Consider the following 21,574-nt stretch of genomic DNA (forward strand, 5'->3'; position numbering starts at 1 on the left):
TCTTTTGCTTACTTTTCTTTGCACAAGCAAAGAAAAGTGAGTCGCCAAGAGGCGAAAAAAAGCTATCAAGCCCTGCACAGCCAGCAGAGCGCGAATGCGCGAACCGCACGCACGCAGACCAAGGCGAAAGCACAGCACTCCGCCATGGCCTTCCCTCTAAACCTGGCCAGCCACCGCACCAACAAAAAGCCCCAAGCCCGGACTTTCGGACTTGGGGCTGGCGACTCACAGGGCGTGCTTAGAACAGATAGCGCGCGTAGATCTGCAGATTGTCGCGGTCGTGGATCAGGTTGCTGGCGCCGCCGCCCCAATACCAGTTGTAGCCGGCGGTGAACGAGAAGTCCGACTTGTAGCGGACCTCGAAGTTGGCGGTCACGCTCTTGCGACCCTGGATGAAGTTCTCGCCCGGCCCCGGTGCGGTGCCGTTGACGTCATGGGCGAAGACGATGAAAGGCTGCAGTGAGATGCCGGGCAGGATGCTCTCGTACTTGATGATGTTGACGAAGCGATAGCCCCAGGAAAAGGGATCGGCAAAGGCTTCGAGGTCGGCCTGGTGCGGATTGAAGCGGCCACCGTCGGCACCGACTACGCAGTTGGGGTTGGTGACGCAGGCCTGGCGCGAGCCGTCGGCGCCAGAGCCATCGGCACCGGCACTGGCGTGGTAGTACACGCCCGGCGCGTCGATCTGCAGCACATCCAGCGAGGGCATGTTGGGTACGTGGGTCGCTCCGATCTCGACCAGCGAGATGATCTGGTCGGCGCCGAAGGGGTTTTCGGTGGCACCGAAGATGCGGGTGATGCCCAGGTTGTACTGCAGCACGTCGAAGCGTTCGTAGCCCTGGATATAGGCGCCCGGCGTGGCTTCACCCAAGGTGTTGCCGCGGTAGGCCCAGAGAAAGCTGGGGAAGGAGCGTGCCGAATTGGGCGCGCTGCCCAGCAGCAGGTTGACGGTGTCGCAATTGCCGTTGGCCACGCAATTGGGGTCGACGTCGCCGCGGCCGTAATCGGTGCGCGTGCCGTCCTCGGCCCAGCCGCGTCCGGCGCTGGAGCCGGCGCAAGTGATGGTGGAGCCATCCGCGGCCTTGCCACCGCAGCGGGTCAGGAAGGGCTGGGCGGCGGCGAAGGCGACGTCGATCACCGACACCTGCAAGGGCAGGTTGGGGCGGTAGGCTACTTCGCCCTGGAAGGAGTAGTCACCGGCGGTGGTGTTGAAGGAGGCGCCGAACAACTGGATGTTCTTCGGGTATTCGAGGAAGAACGGGCCGGAGTCGAGCTTGACCAGATCGTCCGGGTCGCTGGCATCGCCGCCGGTGAGCAAGCTGGTCAGCACGCCCAAGGCGGCGGGGTCGAGTCCCAGGCCCAGGTCGTTGTTCAGCAGAATCTCGGGATTGCGCAGGATGGTATCGACTGCGTCCAGACGGAACTGGCTGAGCGCCGAGGGCTCGATCAACACCGGCAGGTTGGGGCAGGTCTGGAAGATCTGTGCCGAGTTGGTGGCGTCGATGCCCAGGGCATTGCCCTCACGGCGCGCGCAACTAGCCTGGCCGGCGTTGAAGCTCACATAGGGCAGGCGCGAGTGGTAGTTCATGAAATACAGACCGATCTCGGTGCCGCCGTTGAGATCCTCGAAATAGGTCTTGAGCGCGACGCCGAACTGGCCGGCGGAGCCGGGTTCGCGATCCGGCAGGCGGCTGATGTTGGCGGTAGTGCCGGTCACCAGCGACAGCGGGTTGTCGAGGTAGTAGCCGACCTTGTCCTTGTCGTCCACCGAGCCACCGAAGGACAGGTTGACGTAGTCCATGACATTGTCGGTGCCGATGTCGTTGCTGGACATATAACTGCCCGGCGCCGGAATCTCCACCGGCTTCCATTCCAGCTGGTAGAAGGCTTCCAGGGTGCCGTTCTCATAGGGCTCGAAGCTGGCAAAGGCCATGTTCACCGGGGTGAACACCTCTTCCACCATGAAGCCGAAGCGGTTGAGGTTGTTGGCGTTGACCGGCTGCGCCTGGTTCAGCGAGTTGATCACCAGCAGGGTGGATTCACCCCAGTTGACGTTCTGGCGACCGATCTTGAAGCCGAATTCCTTTTCGGTCCAAGGGATCGGCAGCTTGCCGAAGAAGTTGAAGTCCAGGAGCTGCACGTCGGCGACCATCTGCCGGCGCAGGGTGGAGTCGGTGCGTTCCAGTTCGGTGGTTTCGCCCGGGCCGTAGACGCGGGTGAAGTAGCGGTTGGCGACGGGATCGCCGGTGATGCCGACCCGGCCGGCATTGTCGACAGTGATCAGGCTCGGGTAGTAGTCCTTCTTCTGGTCATTGAGCACGTCGTAGAAGGAGATGGCACGGGCGAAGAAGCCGAAATCACCCTTGCTCAGGGTGACGTCCTGGGTCAGGCGGATGCCGCCCTGGGTCATGTCGTACTGGTCGTAGTTGAGGTTGCCGTTGTCGGTGCGCATGGTCGCCGCACCCGGGGAGCGCGCGAGCTGTTCGGAGGGATAGATCTGGTCTTTGAACAGGCCCTGGCAGGACTGGTAGACACCGCGACAGACGCTCTGGTTGAGGTTGGTCTTGCCGACCAGATCCTGCGAGCGGGTCTCCATGCGCCATTGGGCGCCGACGGTGACCGTGTTGTTGAGCGTGCCCTCGATGCCGAGGGACTCGAAATTGAGATTGATCGCCTGTGCCGAGCCTGCGCTCAGGGTGAGAGCCAGGGCGGCCAGCAGGGAACTGGGGCGGCAGTGGGTACGCATGAATCCTCCGAAAGTATTTTTTTGACCGCCGGACACATGCCGCCCGGCGAATTTGCATTGTTTATAACGGCCCGTCAGAACGCTGTCATCCTGCTTTTGTATTCAGGTCGAAAGCCTGCGGCCACAGCACCCTAAAGGTAGGCGCTGACCAGCTTGCCGATGCGCGGCAGCAGCGCGCGGACCTCTTCCACGGCGCCGCCGCGAAACTTCTGGTAGACCGATTTGGCGGCGGCGTTCTGCGCCGCCGCGACCTTGGCATCGGCGACCCCCAGCAGCAGTTCGACGGCGGCCTCGGCGCGGCGGTCGAGGAAGATCGCGAAGTCGCCGCTGCCGGAACGACGGAACTCCTGGTAGAGCGGCTCCAGCGCCTGGACCATGTCCGGCAGCATGCGGCTGCTGGCGCGCACCAGGATGTCGGGCTTGGCCGCCTTGAGCAGGGCCAGGCCGGTCTTCAGGCCCATGCCCTTGAGCCCGCCGCGCTGCTGCACATGCGCCTCGACCAGGCGGGCGGCGTCGGCGATCAATTCGTCGCGGTGATGGGCGGCCAATAGAATGTCGGCAAGAGAACTCATGAGATCAGGGATGTCGGAAGACGAATTCGATGCCGCGAAGCCTACCATCGCGCGCCTGAAAACCCGACCGCTGGAGCGCAATCTGGCGCTTGCCAAGCTGGGCATGGGGGCGGGCGCGAAGATCGCCCTGCACTCGCTTTCCAACATCTTCCGCGGCGAGATCTCCCGCACCGAGGCCGATCGGCGCTTCTACGCCCAGCAGGCGCAGGTGCTGGCCGATGAACTCGGCCAGCTCAAGGGCAGCGTGATGAAGGCGGGGCAGATGCTCTCGCTCTATGCCCAGTACTTCCTGCCGGAGGAAGCGGTGCAGGTGCTCGCCACCTTGCAGGATTCCTCCATGCCGGTGGCCTGGAATGTGGTGGCGCCGCAACTGGAACAGGCTCTGGGCGCGAAAGTCCTTCGCGAGCTGGAGATCGACCACACGCCGATCGCCGCCGCCTCGCTGGGCCAGGCGCATCGGGCACGCCGGCGCAGCGATGGTCTGGAACTGGTGGTGAAGATCCAGTACCCCGGTGTTGCCTCGGCCATCGACAGCGACATCAAGACGCTCTCAAGGCTGATCATCGCCAGCCGGCTGACCCCGAAGAACTTCGATCTGGCGCCGATCTTCGCGGAGGTGCGCGAGATGCTGCTGCGCGAGTGCGATTACGTGCAGGAGCGAGCCTGGACCGAGGAGTTCGCCCGCCGCCTGGCCGGCGATTCCCGCTACGCGGTGCCGCGGGTGCTGCCCGAGTACAGCGCCGCCACCGTGCTCACCACCACCTACGAGTCCGGCTGCTCGGTGCAGGATGCCCAGGTGCGGGAGCTGCCGCAGGCGCGGCGCGATGCCCTGGGCCTCGCCTTTGCCGAGCTGTTTCTGCGCGAGTTCTTCGAGTGGCGGCTGGTGCAGACCGATCCGCACTTCGGCAACTACCGGGTGCGGCTGGATGCCGATGGCCATGACCGACTGGTGCTGCTGGATTTCGGCGCCACCCGGGTCTACGAGCCGGAATTCGTCCGCGATTACGCGCTGATCCTGCGTGGCGCCCTGCTGCGCGACGCGCCGACGGTCGGCGCCGGCGCTACGGCCATCGGCCTGGCCGATGCGAATTTTCCGCCTGCCGCGCTCCAGGCCTTCACCGAAATGTGCGCCGGCATTGTCGAACCGTTTGATCCCGAGCACGCTCCCAAGGAGCTGCTCAATGCCCGTGGCGCCTATCGGTTCGGGGCTTCCAACCTGCCGATGCGGGTCAGCCAGATGGCGGCCAGGAACGCCTTGTCGCTGAGTTTCAGGGTGCCGCCGCGCGAGATCGTGTTCCTGCATCGCCGCTTGGCCGGCGTATTCATCGCCCTGGCGACCCTGGGTGCCGAACTCGATCTACGCAAGCCCCTGGCCAGGGCGCTTTCCGCTATCGCAATGCAGCAATAATTGAGCTTATCCCCGAGCAGGCAGTCAGCTTGGCGCACACGCGGATTATTCGTTAGCATCCAACGCCTCGCAGGGTTCGTAACCTTGCGAACACTGCCACCTCCCGAGGAGAAAACCGGACATGAAAAATTTGTCCTTAGCGTTCAGCGCGATCGCGCTGAGCCTTGCGGCCCAACAGGCCGTTGCAAAAGTCGGTGCTGACGAGGCTGCAAAGCTCGGCACCACACTCACGCCTGTCGGCGCTGAAAAAGCTGGCAACAAGGATGGCAGCGTTCCGGATTGGAAGCCGGCACCCCAGAGCGGTTCGCTCAAGGGCGAGTTCCCGATGGACTCGGCGATCGCGGCCGAAAAGCCGAAGTTCACCATCACCAAGGCCAACATCGACCAGTACAAGGACAAGTTGACCGAAGGCCACAAGTACCTTCTGAAGACTTACGACACCTACAAGATGAACGTCTTCCCGACGCATCGGAACGTGTCCTGGCCGCAGCCGATCTACGACGCCACCAAGGTCAATGCCACCAACTGCGAGTTGATCGGCACCGACGTGCTGGATGGTTGCAAGCTGGGCTTCCCCTTCCCGGTCCCGAAGAACGGTGCCGAGCCGGTCTGGAACCACAAGCTGAAGTGGCGTGGCGAGGCGGTGACCCGCTTCAACAACCAGATGATCGTGCAGCCCAACGGTGACTTCCAGCTCACCAAGGTGATCGAGAACGTGCAGTTCTCCTACGCCTCGATCAAGAACCCGATCCCGATGACCAAGACCGAGGGCGAGTACCTCAAGTACTTGTCGCAGACGGTGGCGCCGCCGCGTCTGGCCGGCACCTTCATCCTGGTGCACGACAAGGCGGGCCTGGGCAACGACGGCCGCGCCGCCTGGCTCTATTCGCCCGGCATCAAGCGCATCCGCCGCGCGCCGACGGTCTGCTGCGACAACCCCTACGAGGGCACCGACGGTCACGAGTTCTATGACCAGGTCGACGTCTTCAACGGCGTGCTCGAGCGCTACAACTGGAAGCTGGTCGGCAAGAAAGAGGTGTACATCCCGTACAACAGCTACAAGCTGGCCGGCCCGATGACCAAGTACAAGGATCTCGCCAAGCCCAAGCACCTCAACGCCGACCTGCCGCGCTACGAGCTGCACCGCGTCTGGGTGGTGGAAGCCACCATCAAGCCGGGCACCAGCCACACCTTCGCCAAGCGCGTGATGTACATCGACGAAGATAGCTGGAACATCGTCGCCGCCGACAACTACGATGCCCGCGGCAACCTGTACCAGTTCCAGGAAGGCCACTTCGTGTTCGGCTCGAACATCCAGGCTGGCTCGACGGTTCCGGAAATCATCTACCACTTCACCTCCGGCCGTTACTTCATCACCGCGGCGTTCAACGAAGACAAGCCCTTCGACCTGACCGCCGACTTCAGCAAGGACTACTTCTCGGCTGCCTCGGTGCAGAAGATGTCCACGAAGTAAGGTTTAGAGCGGTACTCGAAGGCCGCCGCGCATCTGCTCGGCGGCCTTTTTCTTAAGTCAGTAATAAGACTCATAAGGGGAGAAACCATGAGCACCAAGATCGATCTCGAACACAAGTTCAGCAAGGGTGTGGCCAGTGTCTGGAAGATGTATTCCGACCGCGCCTTCTTCGAGCGCAAGTACCGGGACGCCGGCTACAACAACATCCAGGTGCTGGACTACCAGCACTCGGCGAAGGGCTTTTCCATCACCGTGCACTACGAGGCCGGCTCCGACGCGCCCTTGCCGGACTTCGCCAAGAAGTTCATCGGTGAGCGCATCAGCGTTACCCAGACCGATAGCTGGGATGCCGCCAGCAAGACCGGCAAGATCACCACCGAGATCAAGGGCGCGCCGGTGAAGGTCACCGCCGAGATGAAGCTGGAAGGCGACGCCAAGAGCGCGGTCAATCGCATGAAGTGGACGCTGTCCTGCGGCATCCCCCTGGTTGGTGGCAAACTGGAGGCCTTGCTAGGCGAGGACGTCAAGGTCAAATCGGCGCGCGACCAGATCGTGTCGTCCAAGATCCTCGCCGACTACTGAGTCGTTTCCATCTGCGGCAACCTTCTAAAGAGCCATGAATCAGCCCGAGTCCGAACATACCCCGCCCCCAGACAGCGCCGAAAAGAAGGACAGCGGCCTGGCTTCCGCGGCCGCCAGTGCGGCGGCGGCGATGTTCGGCGTGCAGAGCTCCAAGGCGCATCAGCGCGATTTCCAGAAGGCGAGCCCCGGCAAGCTGATCTTCATGGGGGCGGTGATGGTCTGCGTGTTCGTTACCTGCGTGCTGTTTGCGGTGCGCTGCTCGTTGGAGCAGGCGGGCATGACGGGCAACTAGCGAGCTTGCCGCTGCCAGGGCGCCAGTCGCCCGGCTCTTGCGCAAAACCACCAAGCCCGCCGCAAGCGGGCTTTTTTGTGCTCACCGGTCTGCTAGCCTTCCCGACACAAGAATCCTAATCGAGGGGAGAAAGACTGCATGTTGCAGAGCCTGCACGCTGCCTTGCTGACCGCACAGGCCAACTTTCTGGCGCAGTGGTGGCTGTATCTGTCGATGCCGCTGATCGCCGCGGTGATCGGCTATGTCACCAAAATCGTCGCGGTGCGGATGATGTTCCAGCCGCTGGAATTCGTCGGCATCAAGCCCTACCTCGGCTGGCAGGGCGTGATTCCGCGCAAGGCGGAGAAGATGGCCAGCATCGCGGTGGACGTCATCAGCACTCGGCTGATCACCGTCGAGGAAATCTTCTCGCGCCTGGACCCCAAGCAGATCGCCGCCGAAATCGAAAAGCCCATGCTCGGCGCGGTGGAGCAGATCACCCGCGAGGTGCTCTCGCAATACCAGCCGGGACTCTGGGAGCTGCTGCCCAACTTCGCCCGCGAGCGCCTGATCAAGCGGGTGCAGTCCGAAGCGCCGCAGGTGGTCGGTCAGGTGATGGCCGAGCTGCGCAGCAACATCGGCCAGATGTTTGACCTAAAGCACATGGTCATCACCGCGCTGCTGCGCGACAAGCAGCTGCTCAACCGGGTGTTCTCCGAGGTGGGCCGCAAGGAGTTCCGCTTCTTCGGTCACTCCGGCCTGGTGTTCGGCTTCATCATCGGTCTGATCCAGATGGTGGTCTGGCTGTTCTACCAGTCGCCCTGGATCCTGCCGGCATTCGGCCTGTTCATCGGTTTCGCCTCTGACTGGCTGGCCTTGCAGATGCTGTTTCACCCCAAGCAGCCGAAGAAGATTCTCGGGCTGACCTACCAGGGTCTGTTCCTGCGCCGCCAGAAGGAGGTCTCGCGCGATTACGCGCGCCTGGTTTCCGACCAGATCATCACCCCGGCCAACATCTGGGAGGCGGTGCTGGAAGGGCCGGCGTCCGACCGTCTGTTCGCGCTGGTGCAGAAGCACGTCGAAAGGACCGTGGATGAGCAGGCCGGTTTCGCCCGGCCGCTGGTGGCCTTCGCCATCGGCTCGCGCCAGTACCAGCAGATGAAGCAGACCGTCACCGAAAAGCTGGTGAAGACCCTGCCCAAGACCCTGCGCCATGTCGATGGCTACGCCGAGGGCGCGATGGACATCCGCAACACCTTGCAGGAGCGCATGCAGAAGCTCAGCCCCGAGGAGTTCGAGGGCATGCTGCGGCCGGCGTTCAAGGAGGACGAGTGGTCGCTGATCGTGGTCGGCGCCGTGCTCGGCTTCATCGTCGGCGAGCTGCAGACGTTCATGATGCTGCACTGAGCCGGTGAGGGCGGCGGCCGCTGGCCGCCTGTGAGGACGCTGCCCGCTGCGCGGGCTCGCTGTGAGGTCGGGCCGCTGCGCGGCCCTGTGAGGGATGAGCGTCAGCAAGTGCTGCAGGACCAGCGACGCCCACACTCCGTTTCGGCTTTTCCCTCACAGCGATGCGCAGCATCGCGCCCTTACAGCGGGGAGCGCAGCGAACCCGCGCCCTCACAGGCGGCCAGCGGCCGCCGCCCTCACCGCAACTTCTTCAGCTTGTAGAGCGCTTCCAGAGCCTGCTTGGGCGAAAGCTCGTCCGGGTCCAGGGCGTCGAGTGCGGCCAGCGCCTTTGACGGCAGTTCCGCGAACAGCGAGAGCTGCGGCGCCTTGCGGTCGGGTTTCGGCGCCTTCTCCGGCTGCTGCTCCAGCTCGGCGAGGATGCGCCGCGCCTGCTCGATCACCGGCTTGGGTACACCGGCCAGCGCTGCCACATGCAGGCCATAGCTGCGGTTGGCGGGGCCTTCCCGCACGCTGTGCAGGAAGGCGAGCGTCTCGCCGCCGGCATCGGAATACTCTGCAACTTCCAGATGCACATTCGCTACGCCCGGCTTCTCGCTGGCCAGCGCGGTGATCTCGAAGTAGTGGGTGGCGAACAGGGTGTAGGCGCGCACCGCCACGGCGAGGTGTTCGGCGCTGGCGCGCGCCAGCGACAGGCCGTCGTAGGTGGAGGTGCCACGGCCGACCTCGTCCATCAGCACCAGCGACTGCTCGGTGGCGTTGTGCAGGATGTTGGCGGTCTCGCTCATCTCGACCATGAAGGTCGACTGCCCGGCGGCGAGGTCGTCGCCGGCGCCGATGCGGGTGTAGATGCGGTCGATGGGGCCGATGCGCGCCGAGGCGGCCGGCACGAAGCTGCCGGTGTGCGCGAGCAGCACGATCAGCGCCGCCTGACGCATGTAGGTGCTCTTGCCGCCCATGTTGGGGCCGGTGATGACCAGCAGGCGGCGCCCCTCGTCCAGGCGCAGATCATTCGGCGTGAACGGCTCGCTCAGGGTCGATTCCACTACCGGATGCCGGCCCTGGACGATCTCGATGCCGCCGCTCTCGACCAGCTCCGGCCGCACCAGCCGCAACTGCATGGCGCGCTCCGCGAAGGCGGCCAGCACGTCGAGTTCGGCGAGCGCCGCGGCGGTCGCCTGCAGTGCTGGCAGATGGCCGGCCAGCTCCTCCAGCAGGGCTTCGTAGAGCGCCTTTTCGCGGGCCAGCGCGCGGTCGCGGGCCGAGAGCACGGTGTCTTCGAAGCGCTTCAGCTCTTCGGTGATGTAGCGCTCGTAGTTGGTGAGCGTCTGCCGACGCGTGTAGTCGGCGGGAATCTTCGCGGCGTGGCTCTTGCCGACCTCGATGTAGTAGCCGTGCACTCGGTTGTAGGCGACCTTCAGGCTGTCGATACCGCTGCGCTCGCGCTCGCGGCGTTCGAGGTCGAGCAGATAGCCGTCGGCGTTCTCCGACAGGCCGCGCAGCTCGTCGAGTGTGGCGTCGTGACCGGTGCGGAATACGCCGCCGTCGCGTGCCAGGAGCGGCAGCGACTCGGCCAGCGCGCCAGCCAGGCGCTCGGTGAGTGCCTCGTGCTGGCCCAGCCGCTCCAGCAGCTCGGCGAGGCGCGCAGTGGCGGCACTGGCGAGCGCGCCGCGCACCGCCGGCAGGCTGGCGAGGGTGTCGCGCAGACCGGCGAGGTCACGCGGCCGCGCGCTACGCAGCGCGATGCGGCCGGTGATGCGCTCCAGATCGGCTATGTCGCGCAGCGCCAGGCGCAGCGGCTCGTGCAGCGGCTGGGCGCGTGGCGGGATGGCGGTGGAGGCGGCGAGCAGCTCCTGCACCGCGTCCTGGCGCGCGGACAGCAGCTTGCGGTCGCGCAGCGGCCGCAGCAGCCAGGCGCGCAGCAGGCGGCTGCCCATGTGGCTGACCGCACTGTCCATCACGCTGGCGAGGGTGGGCGAGGGTTCGCCGGCCAGGGTGCGGTCGATCTCCAGATTGCGGCGACTGGCGGCATCGAGGATCAGCGCCTCGTCGGGAATCTCCACGGTCAGGCCGGCGACGTGGGCGAGCTGGGCGCGGGCGGTCTCCGCGACATAGGCGAGCAGCGCGCCGGCGGCGCCCAGCGCCGGTTGCAGCTCCTCGGCGCCGAAGCCGCGCAGGTCTCGGGTGCCGAACTGCTCGATCAGCTTGCGGCGGGCAGCGACGGCGTCGAAGTGCCAGGGCGGGCGTCGGCGGGCCGGGCTGCCGGACAGGACCTTGGCGAGCGTGGAGGCGAGATCGTCGGGGATCAGCAGCTCGCTGGGCCTGAGCCGCGCCAGCTCGCCGCTGAAGTCGCTGATCTTGGTCGTCTCCAGCACCCGGAAGCTGCCGGAGCTGAGTTCCAGCCAGGCCAGGCCGTAGCGGCCGTCCTGTACGCAGACGGCGGCCAGACGGTTGCTGCTGCGCGGATCGAGCAGGGCCTCGTCGGTGGCGGTGCCGGGAGTGACGATGCGTGCCACCTCGCGGCGCACCGGCCCCTTGTCGACGCCCACCTCGCCGACCTGTTCGACGATGGCCGCCGACTCGCCGGCCTTGATCAGCCGGGCCAGGTAGTTGTCGAGCTGGTGATAGGGCACGCCGGCCATCACCACCGGCTGGCCGGCCGACTCGCCGCGCTGGGTGAGGGTGATGTTGAGCAGCCGCGCTGCCTTGCGGGCGTCGTCGTAGAACAGCTCGTAGAAGTCGCCCATCCGGAACAGCACCAGGGTCGCCGGGAAGTCGGCCTTGATGCGCAGGTACTGTTGCATCAAAGGGGTGTGCGCGGCGGCCGGAGTCACGGTCATCAGTCGGGTAGGCGGGCGGGTGGGGTCTATACTTCGCCCCCATTATCGCAGCCCCCACCGCCTTGATCGTGCGTCACCGATGACCTGGACCCCCGAAAGCTGGCAGACCAAGACGGTCGCCCAACACCCGACCTATCCAGACCCCGCCGCGCTGCAAGCGGTGCTGGCGCAGCTCAAGCGGCTGCCGCCGTTGGTGACTTCCTGGGAGGTCAACAAGCTCAAGGCCGAGTTCGCCGCCGCCCAGCGTGGCGAGCGCTTCGTGCTGCAGGGCGGCGACTGCGCCGAGAGCTTCGCCGACTGCCGCGCCGAGCTGATCACCAACCGGCTCAAGGTGCTGCTGCAGATGAGCCTGGTGCTCACCCACGGCCTGAAGACCCGCGTCACCCGCGTCGGCCGCTTTGCCGGCCAGTACGCCAAGCCGCGCTCGGCCGACGTCGAGACCAAGGACGGAGTGACGCTGCCCAGCTATCGCGGCGATCTGGTCAATGCCCGGGAGTTCACGCTGGCGGCGCGCACGCCCGATCCGCAGCGTCTGCTCGAAGGCCATGCCCGCTCGGCCATGACCATCAACTTCGTGCGCGGCTTGATCGACGGCGGCTTCGCCGACCTGCACCACCCGGAATACTGGGATCTGGACTGGGTGCAGCACGCGCCGCACGCCGCCGAATACCAGGCGCAGGTCGATGCCATCGGTGACTCGCTGCGCTTCATGGAAACCCTGGCCGGCGCGCCGCTCAGCGACTTCCAGCGTGTGGATTTCTTCACCAGCCACGAGGCCCTGCTGCTCTGGGCTGAGCAGGCGCAGACCCGCCAGGTGCCGCGCCAGCCGGGCTGGTACAACCTGTCTACCCACTTCCCCTGGATCGGCCTGCGTACCGCCGCCCTGGACGGTGCCCACGTCGAGTACTGCCGCGGCATCGCCAATCCCATCGGCGTGAAGGTCGGCCCGAGCATGGGCGCCGACTGGGTGCTGGCCTTGTGCGAGGCGCTCAATCCGCAGCGCGAGGCCGGCAAGCTGGTGCTGATCCACCGCATGGGTGTCGGCAAGATCGAGCAGTACCTGCCCGGTCTGGTGGATGCGGTGAAGCGCTCCGGGCATCCGGTGCTCTGGCTCTGCGACCCCATGCACGGCAACACCCAGAGCACCAGCAACGGCCTCAAGACCCGCGCCTTCGACGACATCGCCGGCGAGCTGACCAGCGCCTTCGCGATCCATCGCGCCGCCGGCTCGCGGCTGGGAGGCGTGCATCTGGAACTGACCGGCGAGGACGTCACCGAATGCGTCGGCGGCGCCCGCAATCTCACCGAAACCGATCTGGAGCGCGCCTATCGCTCGCAGGTCGATCCCCGACTCAACTACGAACAGGCGCTGGAGCTGGCGATGAAGATCGTCGGCGTCCAGAGCCATTGAGGCGTTCGCGATGACACTACGTATCGGTATTCACGGCGCCACTGGCCGCATGGGCCATGCGCTGATCCAGGCGGTCGCCGCCGCCGAAGGCACGCGTCTGGCCGCCGCCATCGCGCCCGAGGGCACGCCCGGCTACGGCCTGGACGCCGGCTCCATGGTCGGTCTGCCGCCGGCCGGCCTGGCGGTGCATCACGACTTAGCGTCTGCCGTTGCCGGCCTGGACGTGCTGATCGACTTCACCCGGCCGGAAGGCACGCTCGCCGCCCTGGCGCTGTGTCAGCAGCAGGGCAAGGCCCTGGTGATCGGCACCACCGGCTTCAGCCCGGAGCAGAAGGCGGCGATTGCCGCGGCCGCGACGCAGATCCCCATCGTGCTGGCGGCCAACTTCAGCATCGGCGTCAACGTCGTGCTGAAACTGCTGGAGCAGGCCGGCAAGCTGCTGAACGAGGGCTATGACGTCGAGATCGTCGAGGCCCATCACCGCCACAAGGTCGATGCGCCCAGTGGCACCGCCCTGCGCATGGGCGAGGCGGTGGCCGCCGGCCTCGGCCGCGATCTCAAGACCTGCGCGGTCTACGAGCGCTATGGCCACACTGGCGCCCGTGAGGCGCAGACCATCGGATTTTCCACCGTGCGCGGCGGCGACGTGGTCGGCGACCACAGCGTGCTGTTTCTCGGCGACGGCGAGCGGGTCGAGATCGCCCACAAGGCCACCAGCCGCATGAACTTCGCGCGTGGCGCGGTGCGCGCGGCGCAGTGGCTGGCCAGGGCCAGGCCGGGCTTGTACGACATGCCGGACGTGCTGGGCCTGTAGTCCGCTAAGCTGGCGCATCCCTGACGGAGCGCCCGACATGAAGTCACTGGTCATTCTTGTTGCCCTCGCCACTTTTCCGGCTCTGGCGGGGGCGGCCGCGCCACCCGACCTGCATGCGGAGATCGACCGCCTGAGCGCGCAGATCGAGCCGCAGCTGATCAAGAACCGCCGCCACCTGCACCAGCATCCGGAGCTGTCGAACCGCGAGTTCGAGACCGCGAAGTTCGTCGCCGCCAAGCTCAAGGCACTCGGCCTGGAAGTGCAGACCGGTGTCGCCCACACCGGCGTGGTCGCGGTGCTCAAGGGCGGCAAGCCGGGGCCGGTGGTGGCGCTGCGCGCCGACATGGACGCGCTGCCAGTGGCCGAGGAGGTCGATCTGCCCTTTGCCTCCAAGGTCCGCGGCAGCTATGACGGCAAGGAGGTCGGCGTGATGCACGCCTGCGGTCATGACGCCCATACCTCGATTCTGCTTGGCACCGCCGAGGTGCTCTCGCAACTCAGGCCGCAGCTGGCCGGCACGGTGAAATTCATCTTCCAGCCCGCCGAAGAAAGCCCGCCGGCTGGCGAGGAGGGCGGCGCCCAGCTGATGCTGAAGGAGGGCGTTTTCGAGAAGAGCCCCAAGCCGGAAGTGGTCTTCGGCCTGCATGTGTTCGCGCAGTGGGACGTTGGCGAAGTGCTGGTGAAGGAGGGCGGGGCGATGGCCAGTGCCGACAGCCTCGACATCCTGGTCAAGGGCAAGCAGACCCACGGTGCCGCCCCCTGGCAGGGCGTCGACCCCATCGTTACCGCCAGCCAGATCGTGATGGGTCTGCAGACCGTGGCCTCGCGGCAGATGAATGTCGGCAAGGAGCCGGTGATCGTCACCATCGGCAAGATCGACGGCGGCGTGCGCAACAACATCATTCCCGACCAGGTGATGATGAAGGGCACGCTGCGCGCGCTCGACGACGGCATGCGCGCCGAGCTGCACCAAAGGGTGAGGCGCACCGCCGAGAAGATTGCCGAGGCGGCCGGCGCCAGCGCCGAAGTCACCATCGGTGCCGAGTCGGCCTACCCGGTGACGGTCAACGACCCGACGCTGGTGGCGCGCATGCGTCCTACCTTAAGCCGCGTCGCCGGCGGGCCGGTGAAGACGCCGGACGCGATGCTCGGCGCCGAGGATTTTTCCTACTTCGCGCAGCAGGTGCCGGGTCTGTACGTGTTCCTGGGCGCGCGGCCCAAGGGCGAGGCACCGGAAAAATTCGCCGCCAATCATTCGCCGCGCTTTCATCTCGACGAGGGCGTGCTGCCGATCGGTGTGCGCACCCTGGCCAATCTGGTGGTGGACTATGCCGGCAGCACTCAGCCCTGAGCGCGGTGCGCCGCGAGCAGGAGCCTGGCAATGATCCTGCCCAAGGCCAGTGCTGGCGGCGTCAGCGTCGATGCCTTGCTGCGTTCGGTGGCCGACAGCCGCCGCCGGCAGGACTGCTATTTCCTGGTCAAGCTGATGCAGAACGTGGTCGGCGAGCCGGCGCGGGTCTGGGGCGATTCGGTGCTGGGTTTCGGCAGCCGCCGTGGGCGTTCCGCCACCGGCCAGGAGGGCGATGGCTTTCGCCTGGGATTCGAGCCGCGCAAGAACGAAATCACGCTCTACCTGGGCGGCAGCCTTGAGGGCCTGGAGATGATCGTGGCGCGTCTGGGCAAGTGTCGGCCGGGCAGGGGTTGTCTGCATCTGAAAGACCTCGACGGCATCAACCCGACGGTGCTGCAGCAGTTGCTGGTGGAAGCCAACGCCAGGGCGCGCGCGGGATGAGCCGGGCGGCGACCGGCCCGCACAAGGGGCGTGGTGCGGTTTCCAACGCCGATAGTCGTTTCAGCGCGCAGTCGCACGCGGTATTCCATGACGAATGGGATATCGAGGAGGAAGCGCCGCCGCCGCTGGAAACCCAGCTGATACCCGAGCGCAGCAAGACCATCCTCACCCGCAACGATTCGCCGGACATCCCCTTCGAATACTCGATCAACCCCTACAAGGGCTGCGAGCACGGCTGCATCTATTGCTACGCGCGTCCGACTCACGCCTATCTGAGCCTTTCGCCCGGCCTCGATTTCGAAACCAAGCTGTTCTACAAGCCGGAGGCGGCGAAGCTGCTGAAACAGGAGCTGGCGGCGCCCGGCTACCGGCCCTCGGCAATCAATCTCGGTAGCAGCACCGACCCCTACCAGCCCTGCGAGCGCGAGCTGAAACTGACCCGGGGCGTGCTGGAGGTGCTGCTCGAAGCGCGTCATCCGGTGGCACTCGTCACCAAGGGGGTGCTGGTGCTGCGCGATCTGGATCTCTTGGCCGAGATGGCCAGGCTCGATCTGGTGGCGGTCTACATCAGCCTGACCACCCTGGACCCGGCCCTGAAGCGCATTCTGGAGCCGCGCGCCGCCAGCCCCGGCGCACGCCTACGGGCGATCCGCGAGCTGCGCGCGGCCGGGGTGCCGGTGGGCATCAATGCCTCGCCGATGATCCCGCGCATCAACGACCACGAGTTGGAGCAGATACTAGAAGCCGCCAGCGAGGCCGGGGCGCAGCGCGCCAGCACCATCCTGGTGCGCCTGCCGCGCGAGGTTTCGCCGCTGTTTCAGGAATGGCTGGCCACGCACTTCCCCGACCGTGCCGCGCATGTGATGAGTCTGATCCGCGATACCCGCGGCGGTGCCGACTACCAGTCGGAGTGGGGCAGTCGCTTCCGCGGCAGCGGGCCGGTGGCGGAGTTGCTGCGTCGGCGCTTCGAGCTGGCCTGCCGGCGGCTGGGGCTGGCTACCGGCGAGCGGCTGAGCCTGAGCAGTGAGCGGTTCCGGCCGCCCTCGCTGGGTGGTCAGTTGGGGCTGTTCTAGCTTTCCGGGAGCGGGTTTTCATGGACGAAATGCCCCTAAACCGCTAAACTATCGCCTTAATCCTGAAGAAGGGGGCCAAAAGCCCCCTTTTTCATGGCCGCACCCCGAAGTTGCCGAGCTACTGCGACCATGAACAAAGCTGCTACCGCCCTGTTGGCCCTTGCTGATGGGTCTGTTTTTAAAGGAATTTCCATTGGCGCCATCGGCGTCACGACGGGTGAGGTGGTGTTCAACACCGCCATGACCGGGTATCAGGAAATTCTCACGGATACCTCCTACACCGATCAGATTGTCACGCTGACCTATCCCCACATCGGCAATGTCGGTGTGAATGCCGAGGACGACGAGTCCGGCAGGGTGCGGCTGGCCGGTCTGGTGCTGCGCGAGGTGCCGCGTGCGCCCTCCAACTTCCGCTCGACCCAGGACTTTCGCGCCTATCTCGCCGAGCAGGGGACGGTGGCCATCGCCGGCATCGACACCCGCCGGCTGACCCGCATCCTGCGCGCTAAGGGCGCCCAGAACGGCGCCATCGTCGCCGGCCCGGAGGTGACCGAGGCGCAGGCGCTGGCCGCCGCCCGCGGCTTCAAGGGTCTCAAAGGCGCCGACCTCGCCAAGGTCGTTTCGGTGAAGGAGTCCTACTCCTGGACCAAGGGCTCCTGGACGCTGGAGACCAATCGCGAGACCGAGCTCAAGGCCGCGCGCTTCCACGTTGTGGTCTATGACTTCGGCGTCAAGCGCAACATCCTGCGCATGCTGGTGGACCGTGGCTGCACGCTCACCGTGGTGCCGGCACAGACGCCGGCCGCCGAGGTGTTCAAGCTCAAGCCGGACGGCGTGCTGCTCAGCAACGGTCCCGGCGATCCGGAGCCCTGCACCTACGCCATCGCCGCCGCCCGCGAGTTCATCGCCGCCAAGCTGCCGACCTTCGGCATCTGCCTGGGTCACCAGATACTCGGCCTCGCCGCCGGTGCCAAGACACTCAAGATGAAGTTCGGCCATCACGGCGCCAACCATCCGGTGCAGGATCTCGCCACCGGCCAGGTGATGATCACCAGCCAGAACCACGGCTTCGCGGTGGACGAGGCGACGCTGCCGGCCAATGTGAAGGTCACCCACCGCTCGCTGTTCGACGGCTCCAACCAGGGCATCGCCTTGAGCGACGCGCCGGCCTTCAGCTTCCAGGGTCACCCGGAAGCCAGCCCGGGGCCGCACGATGTCGGCGTGCTGTTCGACCGCTTCGTCGGCCTGATGACGGCTCCGCGGGGCTGAGCATGTTTGGTATCACCGACCTCACCGCCTACCTGATCGGGACGGTGATCATCGTTCTGCTGCCCGGCCCGAACTCGCTGTTCGTGCTCAGCGTGGCGGCGCGCCAGGGCGTGCGCGACGGCTATCGCGCAACGGCCGGGGTGATGGTCGGCGACTCACTGCTGATGCTGCTCTCGGTGCTGGGAGTCGCCACCCTGACCCAGAACTACCCGCAGGTGTTCCTGGCGCTGAAGCTGGTGGGCGCCGCCTACCTGGCCTGGCTCGGACTGGGCCTGCTGCGCTCGGGCTGGGCGGGCTGGAAGGCAGCCGCGGCCGTCCGGGCCGAAAACCTGGTCGAGATGCCGCCACCGCGGGTGGAGAACCCCTTCGGCCGCACGGTGCTGATCTGCCTGACCAATCCCAAGGCGATCCTGTTCTTCATGTCCTTCTTCATCCAGTTCGTGGACCCCGCCTATCCGCATCCCTGGCTGAGTTTCACCCTGCTGGGGCTGATCTTGCAGACGATCAGCTTTCTGTACCTCACCGCCCTGATCTTCGCCGGCAGCCGCCTGGCGGAGAGTGTCCGCTCCCGTCGCCGCCTGGCGGCGGGCGGGACCGGTCTGGCCGGTGTCCTGTTCATGGCGTTCAGCGCCAAGCTGGCGACCGCCAGCCTTTGATGAGAGTGAGCTTCCCATGCCGAAACGCACCGACCTAAAAAGCATCCTGATCATCGGCGCCGGCCCGATCATCATCGGCCAGGCCTGCGAGTTCGACTACTCGGGTGCCCAGGCCTGCAAGGCGCTGCGCTCCGAGGGTTACCGGGTGATCCTGGTCAACTCCAATCCGGCGACGATCATGACCGACCCGGAGATGGCCGACGCCACCTATATCGAGCCGGTCCGCTGGGAGACCGTGGCCCGCATCATCGAGAAGGAGCGCCCGGACGCGGTGCTGCCGACCATGGGCGGCCAGACCGCGCTCAACTGCGCGCTGGATCTGGTCAAGCACGGCGTGCTCGACAAGTACGGCGTGCAGTTGATCGGCGCCAACGCCCACGCCATCGACCTCGCCGAAGACCGCCTGAAGTTCCGCGACGCGATGACCGAGATCGGTCTGGGCTCGGCCAAGTCCGGCGTCGCCCACTCGATGGACGAGGCGCGCGAGTTGCAGAAGTATGTCGGCTTCCCGGCCATCATCCGCCCCAGCTTCACGCTCGGCGGCTCGGGCGGCGGCATCGCCTACAACATCGAGGAGTTCGAGGAGATCGTCTCCCGCGGTCTCGACCTCTCGCCGACCACCGAGGTGCTGATCGAAGAGAGCCTGCTCGGCTGGAAGGAATTCGAGATGGAGGTCGTTCGCGACAAGAACGACAACTGCATCATCGTCTGCTCGATCGAGAACTTCGATCCGATGGGCGTGCATACCGGCGACTCGATCACCGTGGCACCCGCGCAGACGCTCACCGACAAGGAATACCAGATCATGCGCAACGCCTCGCTGGCGGTGCTGCGCAAGGTCGGTGTTGAGACCGGCGGCTCGAACGTGCAGTTCGCGGTCAATCCCAAGGACGGCCGCCTCATCGTCATCGAGATGAACCCGCGCGTGTCGCGCTCGTCGGCGCTGGCCTCCAAGGCCACCGGCTTCCCGATTGCCAAGGTCGCCGCCAAGCTGGCGGTGGGCTACACGCTCGACGAGTTGAAGAACGAGATCACCGGCGGCGTCACCCCGGCCAGCTTCGAGCCCTCGATCGACTACGTGGTGGTGAAGATTCCGCGCTTCACGTTCGAGAAGTTCCCGGCCGCCGACTCGCGCCTGACCACGCAGATGAAGAGCGTCGGCGAGGTGATGGCCATGGGCCGCAACTTCCAGGAGGCGCTGCACAAGGCCATGCGCGGCCTGGAGACCGGCAGCGACGGCTTCGATCCGCAGGTGCCGGACCACTCGGCGGAGTCGATCTCGCGCATCCGCGAGGAGCTGGCGACGCCGCGCGGCAAGCGCCTCTGGTACGTCGGCGACGCTTTCCGTGCCGGCCTGAGTCTGGACGAGATCTTCCGAGCCTCGAAGATCGATCCCTGGTTCCTGGAGCAGATTGAAGAACTGATCTTCACCGAGAAGGCGATCACCGGCACCCGTATCGACGAGCTGGATGCCGACACCCTGCGTGCCTGGAAGCGCTTGGGCTTCTCGGACCGCCGTATCGCCAAGCTGATCGGGGTGATGGAGCTGGAAGTGCGCGCCCGCCGCCACGCCCTGGGCGTGCGCCCGGTCTACAAGCGGGTGGACACCTGTGCCGCAGAATTCCCCTCCGACACCGCCTACCTCTACTCCAGCTACGACGAGGAGTGCGAGGCGCAACCGACCGGCCGCGACAAGATCATGGTGCTGGGTGGTGGCCCGAACCGGATCGGGCAGGGCATCGAGTTCGACTACTGCTGCGTCCATGCCAGCCTCGCCCTGCGCGAGGACGGCTACGAGACCATCATGGTCAACTGCAATCCCGAGACGGTGTCCACCGACTACGACACCAGCGACCGCCTGTACTTCGAGCCGCTGACCTTCGAGGACGTGATGGAGATCATCGACCTCGAAAAGCCCAAGGGCGTGATCGTGCAGTTCGGTGGCCAGACGCCGCTGAAGCTGGCGCGCGCGCTGGAGGCGGCGGGCGCGCCGATCATCGGCACCACGCCGGATTCCATCGACCTCGCCGAAGACCGCGAGCGCTTCCAGAAGCTGGTTGACGAACTGGGCCTGCTGCAGCCGCCCAATGGCGTCGCCACCTCGCTGGAAACCGCGCTGGCGGCGGCCAAGAAGGTCGGCTATCCCTCGGTGGTCCGCCCCAGCTACGTGCTCGGCGGCCGGGCGATGGAAATCGTCCACGACGACGCCGATCTCACCCGCTACATCCGCGAGGCGGTACAGGTCAGCAACGACTCACCGGTGCTGATCGACCGCTTCCTCGACGACGCCATCGAGGTCGATGTCGACGCCCTGGCCGACGGCAGCGGCGCGGTGGTGATCGGCGGCATCATGGAGCACATCGAGCAGGCCGGCGTGCACAGCGGTGACTCCGCCTGCTCGCTGCCGGCGTACTCGCTGCCGGCCGTGGTGCAGGACGAGATTCGCGTGCAGACCGTGAAGCTGGCGCGCGCGCTGAAGGTCAATGGCCTGATGAACGTGCAGTTCGCGGTGCAGGCCAGCCGCGTCTTCCTGCTGGAAGTGAACCCGCGTGCCTCGCGTACCTCGCCCTTCGTGAGCAAGGCCACCGGCCGGCCGCTGGCGAAGATCGCGGCGCGCTGCATGGCCGGGCAGTCGCTGGCTTCGCAGAAGGTGCTGCAAGAACTGGTGCCGAAGCACTACTCGGTGAAGGAGTCGGTGTTCCCGTTCAACAAGTTCCCGGGTGTCGATCCGCTGCTGGGGCCGGAGATGAAGTCCACCGGCGAGGTGATGGGGGTCGGCGACAGCTTTGGTGAGGCGTTCAACAAGGCCCTGCTGGCGGCCGGCATGGTGGTGCCCGAAACCGGCACCGCTTTCATCAGCGTCCGCGAGCAGGACAAGCCGCGGGCGCTGGATCTGGCGCGCACCCTGGTCGCCAAGGGCTTCAAGGTGGTGGCCACCTCCGGCACGGCGCGCTTCATCGCCGCGGCTGGCGTACCCTGCGAGTCGATCAACAAGGTCAAGGAAGGCCGCCCGCACTGCGTCGATGCGATCAAGAATGGCGAGATTCACTTCGTCTGCAACACCACCGAAGGCAAGCAGTCGATCGAGGAGAGCCGCTCGATCCGTGCCGCCGCGATGCAGCACAAGCTCTGCTACTTCACCACCCTGGCTGGCGCGCTGGCGGCGGCCCTGGCCATGGACCATCTCGACAAGGTGCAGGTCAATCGCCTGCAGGACCTGCACTAATACACTGCCGCCGGCTTGCGATTCATGGCCTCTCCG

Annotated in this window: 16 protein-coding genes; 13 read left to right on the plus strand and 3 right to left on the minus strand. The window is 66.0% G+C overall.

The features are described 5' to 3' along the window. Nucleotides 1–238: 238 nt before the first annotated feature. The gene (locus AC3WT6_RS12955) at nucleotides 239–2,746 is read right to left on the minus strand and encodes a DUF1302 domain-containing protein (protein WP_492654023.1); all 2,508 of its coding nucleotides are present in this window, start codon (nucleotides 2,744–2,746) and stop codon (nucleotides 239–241) included. Between the two features lie 131 nt (nucleotides 2,747–2,877). After that, complete coding sequence (locus tag AC3WT6_RS12960) at nucleotides 2,878–3,318, minus strand: DUF6918 family protein (RefSeq protein ID WP_492654024.1); 441 nt, start codon at nucleotides 3,316–3,318, stop codon at nucleotides 2,878–2,880. Nucleotides 3,319–3,328: 10 nt separating this feature from the next. Here AC3WT6_RS12960 and AC3WT6_RS12965 point away from each other — a divergent pair, with 10 nt between their 5' ends. The 5 genes from AC3WT6_RS12965 (at nucleotide 3,329) to AC3WT6_RS12985 (ending at nucleotide 8,460) form a co-directional block, all read left to right on the plus strand. Further along, a complete protein-coding gene (locus AC3WT6_RS12965; RefSeq protein WP_492654025.1) occupies nucleotides 3,329–4,726 on the plus strand; it encodes an ABC1 kinase family protein in 1,398 nt (465 codons plus the stop codon). Between the two features lie 325 nt (nucleotides 4,727–5,051). After that, entirely contained in the window at nucleotides 5,052–6,200 is a 1,149-nt protein-coding gene (locus tag AC3WT6_RS12970; protein WP_492654026.1) for a DUF1329 domain-containing protein, read from the plus strand. Nucleotides 6,201–6,287: 87 nt separating this feature from the next. After that, entirely contained in the window at nucleotides 6,288–6,782 is a 495-nt protein-coding gene (locus AC3WT6_RS12975) for a DUF2505 domain-containing protein (RefSeq protein WP_492654027.1), read from the plus strand. 34 nt (nucleotides 6,783–6,816) lie between these two features. Continuing rightward, entirely contained in the window at nucleotides 6,817–7,074 is a 258-nt protein-coding gene (locus AC3WT6_RS12980; RefSeq protein ID WP_492654028.1) for a DUF2970 domain-containing protein, read from the plus strand. Nucleotides 7,075–7,212: 138 nt separating this feature from the next. Continuing rightward, a complete protein-coding gene (locus AC3WT6_RS12985; RefSeq protein WP_492654029.1) occupies nucleotides 7,213–8,460 on the plus strand; it encodes a DUF445 domain-containing protein in 1,248 nt (415 codons plus the stop codon). A 236-nt stretch (nucleotides 8,461–8,696) separates the two neighbouring features. Here AC3WT6_RS12985 and mutS read toward each other — a convergent pair whose 3' ends face one another. Next, nucleotides 8,697–11,261 (minus strand): DNA mismatch repair protein MutS, encoded by a 2,565-nt coding sequence (mutS, locus tag AC3WT6_RS12990; RefSeq protein ID WP_492654030.1) that lies wholly within the window; start codon nucleotides 11,259–11,261, stop codon nucleotides 8,697–8,699. A gap of 115 nt (nucleotides 11,262–11,376) precedes the next feature. Between mutS and AC3WT6_RS12995 the strand changes: the two genes are divergently transcribed. From AC3WT6_RS12995 to carB, 8 genes are all read left to right on the plus strand, one after another. Then, a complete protein-coding gene (locus AC3WT6_RS12995) occupies nucleotides 11,377–12,708 on the plus strand; it encodes a class II 3-deoxy-7-phosphoheptulonate synthase (protein ID WP_492654031.1) in 1,332 nt (443 codons plus the stop codon). 10 nt (nucleotides 12,709–12,718) lie between these two features. Next, a complete protein-coding gene (dapB, locus tag AC3WT6_RS13000; RefSeq protein WP_492654032.1) occupies nucleotides 12,719–13,522 on the plus strand; it encodes a 4-hydroxy-tetrahydrodipicolinate reductase in 804 nt (267 codons plus the stop codon). A gap of 37 nt (nucleotides 13,523–13,559) precedes the next feature. Continuing rightward, a complete protein-coding gene (locus AC3WT6_RS13005) occupies nucleotides 13,560–14,873 on the plus strand; it encodes an amidohydrolase (RefSeq protein WP_492654033.1) in 1,314 nt (437 codons plus the stop codon). Nucleotides 14,874–14,903: 30 nt separating this feature from the next. After that, the gene (locus tag AC3WT6_RS13010; RefSeq protein ID WP_492654034.1) at nucleotides 14,904–15,314 is read left to right on the plus strand and encodes a DUF1801 domain-containing protein; all 411 of its coding nucleotides are present in this window, start codon (nucleotides 14,904–14,906) and stop codon (nucleotides 15,312–15,314) included. After that, nucleotides 15,311–16,387: a PA0069 family radical SAM protein gene (locus AC3WT6_RS13015; RefSeq protein WP_492654035.1), complete on the plus strand. Its 1,077-nt coding sequence runs from the start codon at nucleotides 15,311–15,313 to the stop codon at nucleotides 16,385–16,387. Before AC3WT6_RS13010 ends, AC3WT6_RS13015 begins: the two co-directional genes overlap by 4 nt. 129 nt (nucleotides 16,388–16,516) lie before the next feature. Continuing rightward, the gene (gene carA / locus AC3WT6_RS13020; protein ID WP_492654036.1) at nucleotides 16,517–17,656 is read left to right on the plus strand and encodes a glutamine-hydrolyzing carbamoyl-phosphate synthase small subunit; all 1,140 of its coding nucleotides are present in this window, start codon (nucleotides 16,517–16,519) and stop codon (nucleotides 17,654–17,656) included. A gap of 2 nt (nucleotides 17,657–17,658) precedes the next feature. After that, nucleotides 17,659–18,312, plus strand: coding sequence for a leucine efflux protein LeuE (leuE, locus tag AC3WT6_RS13025; protein WP_492654037.1), 654 nt, complete (start codon nucleotides 17,659–17,661; stop codon nucleotides 18,310–18,312). A 16-nt stretch (nucleotides 18,313–18,328) separates the two neighbouring features. Further along, nucleotides 18,329–21,538 (plus strand): carbamoyl-phosphate synthase large subunit, encoded by a 3,210-nt coding sequence (carB, locus tag AC3WT6_RS13030; protein ID WP_492654038.1) that lies wholly within the window; start codon nucleotides 18,329–18,331, stop codon nucleotides 21,536–21,538. Nucleotides 21,539–21,574: the final 36 nt, after the last annotated feature.

This window comes from Stagnimonas sp. FW305-C-60 (assembly GCF_058782965.1).

What these genes read in the sequence shown, in the direction of transcription:
- AC3WT6_RS12960 (WP_492654024.1), bottom strand. Translation starts at nt 3,318, where the DNA reads ATGAGTTCTCTTGCCGACATTCTATTGGCCGCCCATCACCGCGACGAA.
- carA (WP_492654036.1), top strand. Translation starts at nt 16,517, where the DNA reads ATGAACAAAGCTGCTACCGCCCTGTTGGCCCTTGCTGATGGGTCTGTT.
- AC3WT6_RS13005 (WP_492654033.1), top strand. Translation starts at nt 13,560, where the DNA reads ATGAAGTCACTGGTCATTCTTGTTGCCCTCGCCACTTTTCCGGCTCTG.
- AC3WT6_RS12980 (WP_492654028.1), top strand. Translation starts at nt 6,817, where the DNA reads ATGAATCAGCCCGAGTCCGAACATACCCCGCCCCCAGACAGCGCCGAA.
- AC3WT6_RS12970 (WP_492654026.1), top strand. Translation starts at nt 5,052, where the DNA reads ATGGACTCGGCGATCGCGGCCGAAAAGCCGAAGTTCACCATCACCAAG.
- carB (WP_492654038.1), top strand. Translation starts at nt 18,329, where the DNA reads ATGCCGAAACGCACCGACCTAAAAAGCATCCTGATCATCGGCGCCGGC.
- AC3WT6_RS12985 (WP_492654029.1), top strand. Translation starts at nt 7,213, where the DNA reads ATGTTGCAGAGCCTGCACGCTGCCTTGCTGACCGCACAGGCCAACTTT.
- AC3WT6_RS13015 (WP_492654035.1), top strand. Translation starts at nt 15,311, where the DNA reads ATGAGCCGGGCGGCGACCGGCCCGCACAAGGGGCGTGGTGCGGTTTCC.
- AC3WT6_RS12995 (WP_492654031.1), top strand. Translation starts at nt 11,377, where the DNA reads ATGACCTGGACCCCCGAAAGCTGGCAGACCAAGACGGTCGCCCAACAC.
- dapB (WP_492654032.1), top strand. Translation starts at nt 12,719, where the DNA reads ATGACACTACGTATCGGTATTCACGGCGCCACTGGCCGCATGGGCCAT.
- mutS (WP_492654030.1), bottom strand. Translation starts at nt 11,261, where the DNA reads ATGCAACAGTACCTGCGCATCAAGGCCGACTTCCCGGCGACCCTGGTG.
- AC3WT6_RS13010 (WP_492654034.1), top strand. Translation starts at nt 14,904, where the DNA reads ATGATCCTGCCCAAGGCCAGTGCTGGCGGCGTCAGCGTCGATGCCTTG.
- leuE (WP_492654037.1), top strand. Translation starts at nt 17,659, where the DNA reads ATGTTTGGTATCACCGACCTCACCGCCTACCTGATCGGGACGGTGATC.
- AC3WT6_RS12955 (WP_492654023.1), bottom strand. Translation starts at nt 2,746, where the DNA reads ATGCGTACCCACTGCCGCCCCAGTTCCCTGCTGGCCGCCCTGGCTCTC.
- AC3WT6_RS12975 (WP_492654027.1), top strand. Translation starts at nt 6,288, where the DNA reads ATGAGCACCAAGATCGATCTCGAACACAAGTTCAGCAAGGGTGTGGCC.
- AC3WT6_RS12965 (WP_492654025.1), top strand. Translation starts at nt 3,329, where the DNA reads ATGTCGGAAGACGAATTCGATGCCGCGAAGCCTACCATCGCGCGCCTG.